Source organism: Streptomyces akebiae (genome assembly GCF_019599145.1).
Classification (GTDB): domain Bacteria; phylum Actinomycetota; class Actinomycetes; order Streptomycetales; family Streptomycetaceae; genus Streptomyces; species Streptomyces akebiae.
In genome coordinates, this window is sequence record NZ_CP080647.1 from 6,600,320 (window position 1) to 6,614,280 (window position 13,961).

12 protein-coding genes are annotated in these 13,961 nt (G+C 71.2%); 8 read left to right on the forward strand and 4 right to left on the reverse strand.

Going from position 1 to position 13,961, the window contains the following annotated elements; genetic code table 11:
* Window positions 1-122 precede the first annotated feature (122 nt).
* Window positions 123-1,166 carry a zinc-dependent alcohol dehydrogenase family protein gene (locus K1J60_RS28490; RefSeq protein ID WP_220648690.1) on the forward strand — a complete coding sequence of 348 codons (1,044 nt, stop codon included), beginning with the start codon at window positions 123-125 and terminating at the stop codon, window positions 1,164-1,166.
* Here K1J60_RS28490 and K1J60_RS28495 read toward each other — a convergent pair.
* From K1J60_RS28495 to K1J60_RS28505, 3 genes are all read right to left on the reverse strand, one after another.
* The gene (locus tag K1J60_RS28495) at window positions 1,147-1,767 is read right to left on the reverse strand and encodes a GNAT family N-acetyltransferase (RefSeq protein WP_220648691.1); all 621 of its coding nucleotides are present in this window, start codon (window positions 1,765-1,767) and stop codon (window positions 1,147-1,149) included. The two genes, K1J60_RS28490 and K1J60_RS28495, sit on opposite strands and share 20 nt — an antisense overlap.
* Window positions 1,768-1,836: 69 nt before the next feature.
* Complete coding sequence (locus K1J60_RS28500; RefSeq protein ID WP_220648692.1) at window positions 1,837-2,040, reverse strand: helix-turn-helix transcriptional regulator; 204 nt, start codon at window positions 2,038-2,040, stop codon at window positions 1,837-1,839.
* Between the two features lie 332 nt (window positions 2,041-2,372).
* Window positions 2,373-3,290, reverse strand: a complete 918-nt coding sequence (locus K1J60_RS28505) for a sugar phosphate isomerase/epimerase family protein (RefSeq protein WP_220648693.1) — start codon at window positions 3,288-3,290, stop codon at window positions 2,373-2,375.
* 126 nt (window positions 3,291-3,416) lie between these two features.
* Here K1J60_RS28505 and iolC point away from each other — a divergent pair, with 126 nt between their 5' ends.
* The 5 genes from iolC to mmsA are packed head-to-tail and all read left to right on the forward strand — an operon-like array spanning window position 3,417 to window position 9,572.
* Window positions 3,417-4,367 carry a 5-dehydro-2-deoxygluconokinase gene (iolC, locus tag K1J60_RS28510; RefSeq protein ID WP_220648694.1) on the forward strand — a complete coding sequence of 317 codons (951 nt, stop codon included), beginning with the start codon at window positions 3,417-3,419 and terminating at the stop codon, window positions 4,365-4,367.
* Between the two features lie 41 nt (window positions 4,368-4,408).
* The gene (locus K1J60_RS28515; protein ID WP_220651743.1) at window positions 4,409-5,287 is read left to right on the forward strand and encodes a Cgl0159 family (beta/alpha)8-fold protein; all 879 of its coding nucleotides are present in this window, start codon (window positions 4,409-4,411) and stop codon (window positions 5,285-5,287) included.
* Between the two features lie 7 nt (window positions 5,288-5,294).
* Window positions 5,295-6,143: a 5-deoxy-glucuronate isomerase gene (iolB, locus tag K1J60_RS28520; protein WP_220648695.1), complete on the forward strand. Its 849-nt coding sequence runs from the start codon at window positions 5,295-5,297 to the stop codon at window positions 6,141-6,143.
* The gene (iolD, locus tag K1J60_RS28525) at window positions 6,140-8,053 is read left to right on the forward strand and encodes a 3D-(3,5/4)-trihydroxycyclohexane-1,2-dione acylhydrolase (decyclizing) (protein ID WP_220648696.1); all 1,914 of its coding nucleotides are present in this window, start codon (window positions 6,140-6,142) and stop codon (window positions 8,051-8,053) included. Before iolB ends, iolD begins: the two co-directional genes overlap by 4 nt.
* A gap of 16 nt (window positions 8,054-8,069) precedes the next feature.
* Window positions 8,070-9,572 (forward strand): CoA-acylating methylmalonate-semialdehyde dehydrogenase, encoded by a 1,503-nt coding sequence (gene mmsA, locus K1J60_RS28530; protein ID WP_033531346.1) that lies wholly within the window; start codon window positions 8,070-8,072, stop codon window positions 9,570-9,572.
* A 62-nt stretch (window positions 9,573-9,634) separates the two neighbouring features.
* On the opposite strand, the gene K1J60_RS28535 is transcribed toward mmsA, so the two are convergent.
* Window positions 9,635-10,105, reverse strand: a complete 471-nt coding sequence (locus tag K1J60_RS28535; protein ID WP_220648697.1) for a hypothetical protein — start codon at window positions 10,103-10,105, stop codon at window positions 9,635-9,637.
* Between the two features lie 246 nt (window positions 10,106-10,351).
* Here K1J60_RS28535 and K1J60_RS28540 point away from each other — a divergent pair, with 246 nt between their 5' ends.
* Together K1J60_RS28540 and K1J60_RS28545 are read left to right on the forward strand one after the other, a co-directional pair.
* Window positions 10,352-13,000: an alpha/beta fold hydrolase gene (locus K1J60_RS28540; RefSeq protein ID WP_220648698.1), complete on the forward strand. Its 2,649-nt coding sequence runs from the start codon at window positions 10,352-10,354 to the stop codon at window positions 12,998-13,000.
* On the forward strand, window positions 12,997-13,908 hold the full coding sequence (locus K1J60_RS28545) for an ABC transporter permease (RefSeq protein WP_220648699.1): 912 nt from the start codon (window positions 12,997-12,999) through the stop codon (window positions 13,906-13,908). The genes K1J60_RS28540 and K1J60_RS28545 overlap by 4 nt, the downstream gene beginning before the upstream one ends.
* Window positions 13,909-13,961: the final 53 nt, after the last annotated feature.

Sequence of the window (13,961 nt, forward strand, 5' to 3'; positions counted from 1 at the left end):
GTGGTGGTGGGGGGAAAGGATGGGTGAGGGCGGCGGAGGCGAGAGAGAACCCCACGCACCGACAGTGCGATGCTGGCCGGGGCCGGCAGTGATCACCGGCCGCGAATCGAAGGGTGGGGCACATGCGCGCAGTCGTGTTCGAGCAGTTCGGAGAGGCGGCGACGGTAAGAGACGTCCCGACCCCCACCCCGGCCTCCCACGGCGTCGTCGTCCGGGTCGAGGCGACCGGTCTCTGCCGCAGCGACTGGCACGGCTGGCAGGGCCACGACCCGGACATCGTGCTCCCGCACGTCCCCGGCCATGAACTGGCCGGGGTCGTGGAGGCCACCGGCGCGGCGGTGACGGGCTGGCGCCCCGGGGATCGGGTCACCGTTCCGTTCGTGTGCGCCTGCGGCACCTGCGCCGCGTGCGCGGCCGGTGACCAACAGGTGTGCGAGCGGCAGACACAGCCGGGCTTCACTCACTGGGGCTCGTTCGCCCAGTACGTCGCCCTGGACCATGCCGACGTGAACCTGGTGGCGCTGCCCGACGAGCTGTCGTACGGCACGGCGGCCTCCCTCGGCTGTCGCTTCGCCACGGCCTTCCGCGCGGTGGTGGCGCAGGGCCGCGTCGCGGCGGGGGAGTGGGTCGCCGTGCACGGCTGCGGCGGGGTGGGCCTCTCCGCGGTGATGGTGGCGGCGGCGTCCGGAGCCCGTGTGATCGCCGTCGACGTATCGCCCCGGGCTCTGGACCTGGCCCGGAAGTTCGGGGCGACGCACTGCGTGGACGCCTCGGCGGTCGAGGACACGGCCGAAGCGGTCCGCGACCTCACCGGCGGCGGCGCCCACCTCTCCCTGGACGCGCTCGGTGCCCCGGCCACCTGCGCGGCCTCCGTCAACGGCCTCCGCCGCCGGGGCCGCCACATCCAGGTGGGGCTGCTTCCCTCCGAGACGGGCACCACCCCCGTCCCCATGGCCCGCGCGATCGCCCTGGAGCTGGAACTCCTGGGCAGCCACGGCATGGCGGCCCACGCCTACCCCACGATGCTGAAGCTGGTGGAAGCGGGCGTCCTGCGCCCCGACCTCCTGGTGACCGCGACGATCGGGCTGGACGCGGCCCCGGCCGCGCTCGCCGCGATGGGCACGGCGCCCGGCAGCGGAGTGACGGTCATAGAACCGTGGAGCTGATGTCCCCTCGCCCGTCGCCCCGACCGTTACCCCGCCCGTCCTCGGGCCACCCCCGATGCGCGGCCCACTCCGGCGCGAGCACCGACATCCGCACGGCGTCGATCCACCGCCCGTCCTGCCACAGCGTCTGCCGCTCGACTCCCTCGGCCACGAACCCGACCTTCTCGTAGGCGCGCCGGGCCCGGGGGTTGTGGGTGAAGACGTACAACGACACGCGGTGCAGCCCGAGGCCCTCGAAGGCATGCCCGACCGTCAGCCGCACGGCCTCCGTGCCCAGTCCCTTGTTCCGCCCACCGGGCCCGATCAGAACCCGGAAGCAGCAGCTGCGGTTGGCCTCGTCCCACTCATGGAGCACGGTCTCACCCACCAACTCACCGCTCGCCCGGTCCACGATGCCGAGGTCGAGCCGGTCGTTCTGCTCACTGCGGCTGCCGTACCAGGCGCGCAGCCGGTCCGCCCCGAACTCCTCGGTCGCGCTGCCGGTGAGGCGGACGACCTCCGGGTCGGCCAGGATCCGTGCCATCACGGTCGCGTCGTCCTCGGCGAACGGCCGCAGTACGGCCCTCTCACCGGTGAGCACTGGTTTGATGGAAAAACTCATCCCCGGATCCTCGACAGCCGAGGACCCGGGGACAAGTGAATAAGCGAAGCGACGAAGAGCGGGACCGACTCACTCGATCCTGCGCCCCCGGTTGCCCGGTCTGGAGGCGACCCAGGCGCGGATGGTGTCGGCGTACCAGTAGGGCTTGCCGCCCTCCACCTGGTCCGGGGGCGGCAGCAGCCCGTGTTTGCGGTACGAGCGGACGGTGTCGGGCTGCACACGGATGTGCGCCGCGATGTCCTTGTACGACCAGAGAGGTCGGTCGGTCGTCATCAGTGGCACCTCCCTGCGCGCACCACGGCGGCGGCCGGGAAGACCGTAGAGGGCGCCGGGCACTGCGCTGGCGATCAGAAGCCTGTGCCCGGTCAACGACCGTGAGTGATCGGCGAGAGCGCCCGTGGGGCACGTGTGACGAAACCCCCGCGTACGCGTGACAGACGTGACAGGGATGTGTTCTTTGTGACACAAGTGACGAATTGGAATGCCCCGTAACGAGGGGGGCAGCCTCGCCCTCAAGGGGCGCGGGGAACTGCGCGACCAGCCACGAGGAACGTCGCAGCCTCGAACGCTCCGCAGCCCCCGCCCCCTTGCGGGCAGGTCAACCTCTACGCCCCGCAGGACCTCAGGAACGCCCTGGTCCGCTGGGCGATCGGCAGCGGAGCGTCCGGCTCGCACGGATACATGTCCTGCTCGACGATGGCGAACAGGTCCACGTCCAGCTTCGCGGCGGCGGCCAGCACCGGCCCCAGCTCGGGCACGCCCTTGGGCGGCTCGCACATCACACCCTTGGCCACGGCCGGGCCGAACGGGATCTCGTTCGCGCGGACGTCGGCCAGGATCTCGGGGTCGACCTGCTTGAGGTGCAGATACCCGATGCGCTCACCGTAGGTCTCGATCAGCTTGACGCTGTCGCCGCCGCAGTAGGCGTAGTGCCCGGTGTCGAGGCAGAGCGAGACCACGGAGGAGTCGGTGCCGTCCAGGAAGCGGACGACGTTCTCCTCGCTGTCGATGTGGGTGTCGGCGTGCGGGTGGACGACGATCTGGAGGCCGTACTTCTCCCGCACCTCCCGTCCGAGCCGCTCGGTCAGCTGCGTGAGGTGCCGCCACTGCTCGACGGTCAGTTCGCTGGGCTCCAGCACCTTGCCCGTCTTGTCGTCCCGCCAGAACGACGGGATGACGACGAGGTGCTTGGCTCCCATGGCCTGTGCGAGGACCGCGTTGTCGGCCACGTGCGCCCAGGTCTTCTCCCAGACGTCCGGACCGTGGTGCAACCCGGTGAAGACCGTGCCGGCCGACACTTTCAGGCCGCGTTTGGCCGTCTCCTCGGCGAGGACCGCCGGATCGGTCGGCAGATAGCCGTAGGGGCCCAGCTCGATCCACTCGTAGCCGGAAGCGGCGACCTCGTCGAGGAAGCGCTGCCAGGGGACCTGCTGGGGGTCGTCGGGGAACCAGACGCCCCAGGAGTCGGGCGCCGAGCCGACTCGGATGCGCGAGAGTGAGGACTGAGGAGACAACGACGTCATGGGAGTCAGCTTCAGCCTCGAAGCCTGAGGGTGTCAATAGGTAGTCCGAATGTCTGGACAAAGTATTGACAGGGTCGCTCCGACGGGACTAGACCTTGACGGGAACCGGCGCGTGAAGGGAACTCGATGGCGTACGACCTGATCACCATGGGGCGGATCGGTGTGGATCTCTACCCGTTGCAGACGGGGGTCCCGCTGCCGCAGGTGACGTCCTTCGGGAAGTTCCTCGGCGGCTCGGCGACGAACGTCGCGGTGGCCGCGTCCCGTCTCGGCCGCTCCACCGCCGTCATCACCCGCACCGGTGAGGACCCCTTCGGCGACTACCTCCACCAGGCGCTGCGCGACTTCGGCGTGGACGACCGCTGGGTCACCCCGGTCCCGGGCCTCGCGACCCCGATCACCTTCTGCGAGGTCTTCCCGCCGGACGACTTTCCGCTCTACTTCTACCGGCGCCCCAAGGCCCCGGACCTGGAGATCGACGCCCACGAGCTGGACCTCGACGCCATCGCGGCCGCCCGGATCTTCTGGGTGACCGGCACGGGCCTGAGCGAGGAGCCCAGCCGTACGGCGACGCTCGCCGCGCTCGCCCACCGGGCCAGGGCGGGCACGACGGTCTTCGACCTCGACTGGCGCCCCATGTTCTGGTCCGACCCGGCCGAGGCCCGCCCCTTCTACGAGGAGGCCCTGCGGCACACCACCGTCGCCGTCGGCAACCTGGACGAGGTCGAGGTCGCCACCGGTGTACGCGAGCCGCAGGCCGCCGCCCGCGCCCTGCTCGACGCCGGAGTCGAACTGGCGGTCGTCAAGCAGGGGCCGAAGGGTGTCCTCGCGGTCAACGCCAAGGGCGAGTCCGCCGAGGTCCCGCCCCTGCCCGTCGACGTCCTCAACGGCCTCGGTGCCGGTGACGCCTTCGGCGGTTCCCTCTGCCACGGCCTGCTCGAAGGCTGGGACCTGGAGAAGATCATGCGGTACGCCAACGCGGCCGGCGCGATCGTCGCCTCCCGCCTGGAGTGCTCCTCCGCGATGCCGACCGTGGAAGAGATCGAGACAGCGGTCGCGGCGGGAGCGGTGCTGTGACCGCCACCCGCCCGGCAGGTCGCCTCGGACCCGTCGGCCCCATCGACGTCTCCGCCCTCGTCCGCACCCGGGTCCACCACCCCGAGGCGATCGCCGAGGCCGCCGCCCGCCGTATCCGGCGCCCCCTGATCGGTGACTCCGGCCGGCTGATGATCGTCGCCGCCGACCACCCGGCCCGTGGCGCTCTCTCCGTGGGTGACCGCAAGCTCGCCATGGCGAACCGCGCCGACCTCCTCGAACGACTGTGCCTGGCCCTGTCCCGCCCCGGCGTGGACGGCGTCCTCGCGACCGCCGACATCCTCGACGACCTGCTCCTCCTCGGCGCCCTCGACGGCAAGGTCGTCATGGGCTCGATGAACCGGGGCGGCCTGGCGGGCGCCAGCTTCGAACTGGACGACCGCTTCACCGGCCACCGCCCCGAGGACATGGAGCGCCTCGGCTTCGACGCCGGCAAGCTCCTGCTGCGCGTCGACTACGACGACCCCGGCTCCCTCACCACCCTGGAGTCCACCGCCCGTGCCGTGGACGCCATGGCCGAGCGCCGACTCCCCGTGTTCGTCGAGCCGTTCATCAGCCGCCGCGACCCGGCCACCGGCAAGGTCAGGAACGACCTGAGCGCCGAAGCGGTCACCAAGTCGATCGCCATAGCGGCCGGGCTCGGCGGCACCTCGGCGTACACCTGGCTGAAGGTGCCCGTCACCGACAACCCCGACGACATGGCCCGCGTCATGGAGACCTCGACGCTGCCCGCCGTCCTGCTCGGCGGCGACGTCGGCGAGGACCAGGAAGGCGCGTACGAGAAGTGGCGCGGCGCGCTGCAACTGCCCACCGTGCAGGGCCTGGTGGTCGGCCGCTCGTTGCTCTACCCGGCGGACGACGACGTGACCGCCGCCGTGGACACCGCCGTCGGACTGTTGTGAGGGCCGCATGACACACAAGACCGAGCTGTACGTACCCAAGGGCGCCACCGCGACCGCCCGGTACGCCGTGGACATCGACCCCGAGCGGGCCGGCTGGACCCACAGCAGCCTGCGCGTCGTGGAGTTGGAGCCGGGCGGCTCGCACACGTTCGCGACCGAGGACAGTGAATGGATCGTGCTGTCCCTGGGCGGCGGTTGTACGGTTCAGGTGTCGGAGGAACCGGGCAATTCAGACCGTGTCGGGATCACGGAGTTTCAGATCCTGGGCAGGGAGAGCGTGTTCGCCGGAGTCTCCGACTTCGTGTACGCGCCCCGTGACGCCCGGGTACAGATCGCCTCCGGCGCGGGAGGCCGCTTCGCTTTGGCAGGAGCGAAGTGCGAGCGACGACTCCCCGCTCGTTACGGCCCCGCGCCGGAGGTCCCCGTGGAGGAACGGGGCAGCGGCACCTGCGCCCGCCAGGTGCGCAACTTCGCCTCCGCCGACGCCTTCGAGTGCGACAAGCTGATCACCGTCGAGGTCATCACCCCCGGCGGCAACTGGTCCTCGTACCCGCCGCACAAGCACGACGAGAACCGGCCGGGGGAGGAGACCGAGCTGGAGGAGATCTACTACTTCGAGATCGACGGCCCGCACGGCTTCGGCTACCAGCGGGTGTCGCCCTCCCGCGAGGGCGGCGCCGAGGTGCTCGCCGAGGTCCGTTCCGGTGACGCGGTGCTCGTACCCGACGGCTGGCACGGCCCGTCCATCGCGCAGCCCGGCCACAGCATGTACTACCTGAACGTGATGGCGGGCCCCGGCCCCGAGCGGAAGTGGCAGATCTGCTTCCACCCCGACCACACGGAGGGGTACCGATGAGCCCGACCACGACCACGACCACGGCCGCGACCACCACCCGCCTCACGGTCGCCCAGGCGCTGGTCCGCTTCCTCGCCGCCCAGTACACCGAGCGCGACGGCGAGCGCCGGCGGCTGATCGGCGCCACCTGGGGCATCTTCGGCCACGGCAACGTCGCGGGCCTCGGCCAGGCGCTGGTCGAGTACGCCGACGACATGCCGTACCTCCAGGGCCGCAACGAGCAGTCGATGGTCCACGCGGCCGTCGGCTACGCCCGGCAGTCGAACCGGCTGTCGACGCACGCGGTGACGACGTCCATCGGCCCCGGCGCCACCAACCTGGTCACCGGCGCCGCCCTCGCCACGATCAACCACCTCCCGGTGCTGCTGCTCCCCGGCGACATCTTCGCCACCCGGCCGGCGGACCCGGTCCTCCAGCAGCTCGAAGTGCCGTACGCGGGCGACATCAGCGTCAACGACTGCCTGCGCCCGGTGTCGAAGTACTTCGACCGTGTCACCCGCCCCGAGGCCCTGATCCCGGCCGCGCTCCAGGCGATGCGGGTGCTCGCCGACCCCGTCGAGACGGGCGCGGTCACGCTCGCCCTCCCGCAGGACGTGCAGGCGGAGGCGTACGACTGGCCGGTGGAGTTCTTCGCCGAGCGGACCTGGAACGTCCGCCGTCCCGCGGCCGACGGCTCCGAACTGTCCGCCGCCGTACGGGCGATCCGCGAAGCCGGGCGCCCCCTGATCGTCGCCGGCGGCGGTGTCCACCACGCCCGCGCCGAGGAGGCGCTCGCCGAACTCGCCGACGCCACCGGCATTCCCGTGGCGTCCACGCAGGCCGGCAAGGGCTCGCTGCGCCACGACCACCGGCAGGACGTGGGCGGCATCGGCCACACCGGCACGGCGACCGCCAACGAACTCGCCCGCACCGCCGACCTGGTGATCGGCGTGGGCACCCGGTACACGGACTTCACCACCGCCTCCGGCACCCTCTTCGCCGCCGACGGTGTCCGCTTCCTCAACCTCAACATCGCGCCCTACGACGGCCACAAGCTCTCCGGGCTGCCGCTGATCGCCGACGCGCGCGTCGGGCTGGAGGAGCTGACCCAGGCGCTCGAACTGCACGGCCACCGGGTCGCCGACGCGTACGTCGCCGAGTACGCCGAGGACAAGCAGCGCTGGGAGCACCGCGTCGACGCCTGCTACGAGGCCGACGAACCGGACACCCGGCCCACCCAGGCCCAGGTTCTCGGCCTGCTCGACGAACTCGTCGACGAGTCCGACATCCTCATCAACGCGGCCGGTTCGCTCCCCGGTGACCTGCACAAACTGTGGCGCACGCGGTCCCGGGACCAGTACCACCTGGAGTACGGCTACTCCTGCATGGGGTACGAGATCCCGGCCGCGATCGGTGTCCGGATGGCCGCTCCAGGCCGCCCCGTGTGGGCGCTGGTCGGCGACGGCACCTATCTGATGATGCCGACCGAGATCGTCACGGCGGTCCAGGAGAACGTCCCGATCAAGGTGCTGCTGGTGCAGAACCACGGGTACGCCTCCATCGGCGGCCTCTCCGAGTCGGTCGGCGGTGAGCGGTTCGGCACCGCCTACCGGCACCGCAACCCTGACGACGGCACGTTCACGGGCAGCCCGCTGCCGGTGGACCTCGCCGCCAACGTGGCCAGTCTCGGCATGCGCGTCCTGCGCGCCAAGACGGTCCGTGACCTGCGCGCCGCCCTCGCCGAGGCACGGGCGGCCGACACTCCCACATGTGTCTACGTGGAGACCGAAACGGCAGACACAGTGTCGGGCCCGCCTCCCGCGCAGGCCTGGTGGGATGTACCTGTGGCCGAGACCGCGACCCGAGCGTCGGCGGTCAAGGCACGCGAGGAGTACGACCGGCACGTCTCAACCCGACGCCGCCATCTGTAAGCAAGGAGTTTCTGGAATGACGAAGATCGTCAACCACTGGATCGGCGGCAAGACCGTCGAAGGCGCGTCGGGTACGTTCGGGCCGGTCACGGACCCGGCGACCGGCGCGGTCACCACCAAGGTCGCCTTCGCGACCGTCGACGAGGTCGACGCGGCGGTACGCACCGCCAAGGAGGCCTTCGTCACCTGGGGCCAGTCCTCGCTGGCCCAGCGCACCTCCATCCTGTTCAAGTTCCGCGCGCTGCTCGACGCCAACCGGGACGCGATCGCGGAGCTGATCACCGCCGAGCACGGCAAGGTGCACTCGGACGCGCTCGGCGAGGTCGCGCGCGGTCTGGAGATCGTCGACCTGGCCTGCGGCATCAACGTGCAGCTGAAGGGCGAGCTGTCGACTCAGGTCGCCAGCCGCGTGGACGTCGCCTCGATCCGGCAGCCGCTCGGTGTCGTCGCCGGCATCACGCCGTTCAACTTCCCGGCGATGGTCCCGATGTGGATGTTCCCGATGGCCATCGCGACGGGCAACACGTTCGTGCTGAAGCCGTCCGAGAAGGACCCGTCGGCCTCCATCAAGATCGCCGAACTCCTCGCCGAGGCCGGCCTCCCCGACGGCGTCTTCAACGTCGTCCACGGCGACAAGGTGGCCGTCGACCGCCTGCTGGAGCACCCGGACGTCAAGGCGGTCTCCTTCGTCGGCTCGACCCCGATCGCCCGCTACATCCACACCACGGCCTCGGCGAACGGCAAGCGCGTCCAGGCCCTCGGCGGCGCCAAGAACCACATGCTGGTCCTCCCGGACGCCGACCTGGACGCGGCCGCCGACGCCGCCGTCTCCGCCGCCTACGGCTCGGCGGGTGAGCGCTGCATGGCGATCTCCGCGGTCGTGGCGGTGGGCGCGATCGGCGACGAGCTGGTGGAGAAGATCCGCGAGCGCGCCGAGAAGATCAAGATCGGTCCCGGCAACGACCCGACCTCCGAGATGGGCCCGCTGATCACGGCGGTCCACCGCGACAAGGTGGCCTCGTACGTGACGGGCGCGGCGGCGGAGGGCTGCGAGGTCGTCCTCGACGGCACCGGCTTCACCGTCGACGGCTTCGAGGACGGCCACTGGATCGGCATCTCGCTGCTGGACAAGGTCCCGACCACGGCGAAGGCGTACCAGGACGAGATCTTCGGCCCGGTGCTGACCGTGCTCCGCGTCGACACCTACGACGAGGGCATCGCCCTCATCAACGCCTCCCCGTTCGGCAACGGCACCGCGATCTTCACCCGCGACGGCGGCGCCGCCCGCCGCTTCCAGCTGGAGGTCGAGGCCGGCATGGTGGGCGTCAACGTCCCGATCCCGGTCCCGGTGGGCTACCACTCCTTCGGCGGCTGGAAGGACTCCCTCTTCGGAGACCACCACATCTACGGCAACGACGGCACCCACTTCTACACCCGAGGCAAGGTCGTCACCACGCGCTGGCCCGACCCGGCCGACGGCCCCTCGGCGGTCGACCTGGGCTTCCCGCGCAACCACTGAGCACCGTGGTCCGGCCCTCCCGACGGCGGTACGTGGCGTCGGGAGGGCCGAGGGGGTGGGTCCTACCGAAGGTCCAGCCAGAAGCGGCTCAGTTCGTCCGAGGGGACGGTGACACGGCGTGAGGCCTTGGCGCCGGCCGTGCAGTTTCCGGAGTCGAAGGTCAGCACGGAGAGGCTGCGGCCGTCCACCCAGCGCGGGTTCGAGCGCTGCACGCCCTGACGCCCCGGGGCCTCGTTGGTGTGGGCCTGCAGGCCCTCGCCGGCCTGGACCCATGCGCCGGTGTTCGCGGGCCGGTACGAGTAGCAGACGCTCAGCTCCACCGGCTCATCCCGGCTCCCGAGCGTTCCGCTTTCGCTGTCCGTGGTCCAGTTCGTCCAGCCCTTGCCGCTGACGTACACCGACTGCACGTCGGACTGCGAGCGCAGGGCCAGGAAGTGGAAGCCGCCGTCGGCCGAGGCGGTACCGACGGTCGGAATGAGTGTGGCTGTGGTCGCGGCTGCCAGTACGAGGCACCGTGCGATGGATCGACGCATGATCGCGTTTCCCGTCTGATCTGTGGGGGGGGGGAAGTGGGCTCAGCGTTCCACTTCTTTCGCTGAATATCAACTTCCGCTGCTGCGAACCGACTTGGCAGGTCAGGCGTGGTTCTGCCCGCGCGGGCCGTACTGCCTCCGGAGTAGGCGGCGGGATCCGTACCCCGGTAGAAGGACGGAGAGTTCAGCCTGTGGCGGTACGGATCGACAACCAATCGACAGGTCGCGCCCTTTACCGTTGAGCGCATGAATCTTCGATTGCCCGGCATGCTCCGACCGCTGCGGCGGTCACGGCGGCTGTCGGCCGCCGCGGCCGCCGTCGTCGTGCTTGCCGGGGCCGGTACCTGGACGGCCACCGCCTCGGACGAAGCGGCGCCGGTGACACGCGCCGACCAGGCCATGGAGACGGCCGACGGCGTGCGCGTCGACACCTCGTACTTCACCTCCGGCGGTGACGGCCGCCGCCCGGCCGTCCTGCTCGGACACGGCTTCGGCGGCAGCAAGAACGACGTCCGCGAGCAGGCCGAGGCCCTCGCCCGCGACGGCTACGCGGTGCTGACCTGGTCGGCGCGCGGCTTCGGCAAGTCGACCGGCAAGATCGGGCTGAACGACCCGAAGGGCGAGGTCGCCGACGTCTCGAAGCTGATCGACTGGCTCGCGACCCGCCCCGAGGTGCAGCTCGACAAGAAGGGCGACCCCCGCCTGGGCATGGCCGGCGCCTCCTACGGCGGGGCGATCGCCCTGCTGACCGCCGGGTACGACGACCGTGTCGACGCCATCGCGCCCGCGATCACGTACTGGAACCTGGCGGACGCCCTCTTCCCCAACGGCGTCTTCAAGAAGCTGTGGGCCGGGCTCTTCGTCAACACCGGCGGCGGCTGCGAGAAGTTCGAGACCCGGCTGTGCGAGATGTACCAGCGCGTCGCCGAGTCGGGGGCGCCCGACGCGGAGGCCGTGAAGCTGCTCGACGCGCGCAGCCCCGAGGCCGTCGGCGACCGCATCAAGGTGCCCACCCTGCTGATGCAGGGCCAGACCGACTCCCTCTTCCCGCTCGGCCAGGCCGACGCCGCCGCCAAGACGATCAAGGCCAACGGCGCGCCCGTGGACGTCGACTGGATCTCCGGCGGCCACGACGGTGGCGACATGGAGACGAGCCGCGTCCAGTCCCGGACGAACGCCTGGTTCGACCGCTACCTCAAGGACGACAAGGGCGCCGACACCGGCTCCGCGTTCCGCGTCACCCGCACCCTCGGCACCGGCTCCGGCGACGGCGAGACCCGCCTCGCCGGCACCACCGACGACACCTACCCGGGCCTGGAGAGCGACCCCACGAAGATCGCCCTCGCCGGCCGTGAGCAGAGCTTCGAGAACCCGGCCGGCGCCAACCCGCCCGGTATCTCCGCCCTCCCCGGCCTCGGCGCCGGCGGCGGCCTCGCCCAGCTCTCCTCGCTCGGCCTCAGCATCTCCCTGGACTTCCCCGGCCAGTTCGCCGCGTTCCAGTCGAAGCCCGTCGCCGACGACCTCCAGATCACCGGCTCGCCCACGGCGACGGTCCATGTGAAGTCGACCAGCGAGGACGCCGTCCTCTTCGCCAAGGTGTACGACGTCGGCCCGGACGGCAGGTCCCAGGTCCTGCCCTCCCAGCTCGTCGAGCCCCTGCGCGTGGAGGGCGCCGAGTCCGGCAAGGACGTCCGGCTCACCCTCCCGGCCATCGACCACGAACTCGACGACGGCCACAGCCTCCGCCTGGTCCTCGCCTCCACCGACCTGGGCTACGCCTCCCCGACGACCCCGGCGACGTACACCGTCTCCCTCAAGGGCGACCTGGAGGTGCCCACGCCGCTCGGCCGGGCGGACCGTACGGACGTGCTGCCCGCCTGGGTCTGGTACCTCCCGATCGCCGGTGCCGTGATCGCCGCGCTCCTGCTGGTCACCGGCCGCCGCCGGATCGTGACCCCGGCCCCCGACCCGGCACTCGCCGAGGTCCCGCTGGAGATCACCGACCTGAGCAAGAAGTACAAGAACGGCGACCGCTACAGCGTCCGCGACCTCTCCTTCCGTGTGGAGAAGGGCCAGGTCCTCGGTCTGCTCGGGCCCAACGGCGCGGGCAAGACGACGACCCTGCGCATGCTGATGGGCCTGATCCAGCCGGACGGCGGCCAGATCCGGGTCTTCGGCCACGCGATCGTGCCGGGCGCCCCGGTGCTCTCCCGGGTCGGCGCCTTCGTCGAGGGCGCGGGCTTCCTCCCGCACCTCTCCGGCCGCGAGAACCTGGAGCTGTACTGGGCCGCCACCGGCCGCCCGGCCGAGGACGCCCACATGGACGAGGCGCTGGAGATCGCCGGCCTCGGTGACGCCCTGGCCCGCGCGGTCCGCACCTACTCCCAGGGCATGCGCCAGCGCCTGGCCATCGCCCAGGCCATGCTGGGCCTGCCCGACCTGCTGATCCTCGACGAGCCGACCAACGGACTCGACCCGCCACAGATCCGCGAGATGCGCGAGGTCATGATCCGGTACGCGGCGGCGGGCCGCACGGTCATCGTCTCCAGCCACCTGCTGGCGGAGGTCGAGCAGACCTGTACGCATCTGGTCGTCATGGACCACGGGCAGCTCGTCCAGGCGGGCCTCGTGAGCGAGATCGTCGGCTCCGGCGACACGCTGCTGGTCGGCACGTCCGAGCCCGTGGACGAGCCGGTCGTCGAGAAGATCACCGCCCTGCAGGGCGTCGAGTCGGCCGTCCGCACCGACGACGGCCTGGTGGTCCGCCTCGACACCGACGGCAGCGCCCAGCGCCTGGTCGCCGAACTCGTGCGGCTGGAGGTCCCCGTGGAGTCGGTCGGCCCCCACCGCCGCCTCGAAGACGCCTTCCTCACCCTGATCGGAGAGTCCGCATGAGCACGCTGGCCGAGCGTGCCGAGCACGCAGAACCCGGGCGTACGGAACCCGGACGCAAGGAGCCCGTCGAGGTCGCCGACGGCTACCGCGCGGGCCGCACCCTGCCCTTCGGGGTGGAGCTGATCCGCCAGCTGAAGCGCCGGCGCACGATGGTCATGGGCGGCATCCTGTTCGCCCTGCCCCTCGTGCTGGCGATCGCCTTCCAGGTCGGCGGCTCGCCCGGCGAGGGCAACAACCGGGTCAACCTGATGGACACGGCGACGGCGTCCGGCGCGAACTTCGCCGCGGTGAACCTCTTCGCCGCGGCGGGCTTCCTCCTTGTCATCCCCGTCGCGCTGTTCTGCGGCGACACGGTCGCCTCGGAGGCCAGCTGGTCCTCCCTGCGCTATCTGCTCGCCGCGCCCGTGCCCCGCGCCCGGCTGCTGTGGTCCAAGCTCGCCGTCGGACTCACCCTCAGCCTCGCCGCGCTGGTGCTGCTGCCGGTCGTCGCGCTCGCCGTCGGCATCGCCGCCTACGGCTGGGGCCCGCTGGAGCTGCCGACCGGCGGCGAACTCGGCGCCGGCGCCGCCGCGCAGGCCCTGGTGATCACCGTGGCGTACATCTTCGTGTCCCAACTGGTCACCGCGGCCATGGCCTTCTGGCTGTCCACGAGGACCGACGCGCCGCTCGGCGCGGTCGGCGGCGCCGTCGGCCTCACCATCGTCGGCAATGTGCTCGACTCGGTGACCGCCCTCGGCGACTGGCGCGACTTCCTGCCCGCGCACTGGCAGTACGCGTGGCTGGACGTCGTGCGCCCGCAGCCGGAGTACACCGACATGATCCAGGGCGCCTCGGTCTCCATAACGTACGCGCTCATCCTGTTTGCCCTGGCCTTCCGGGGTTTCGGCCGCAAGGACGTCGTCTCCTAGGTCAACGGAGGATCACCCACCGGTCTCGACGGGCCCCCGCCGTGGCCGCTTCG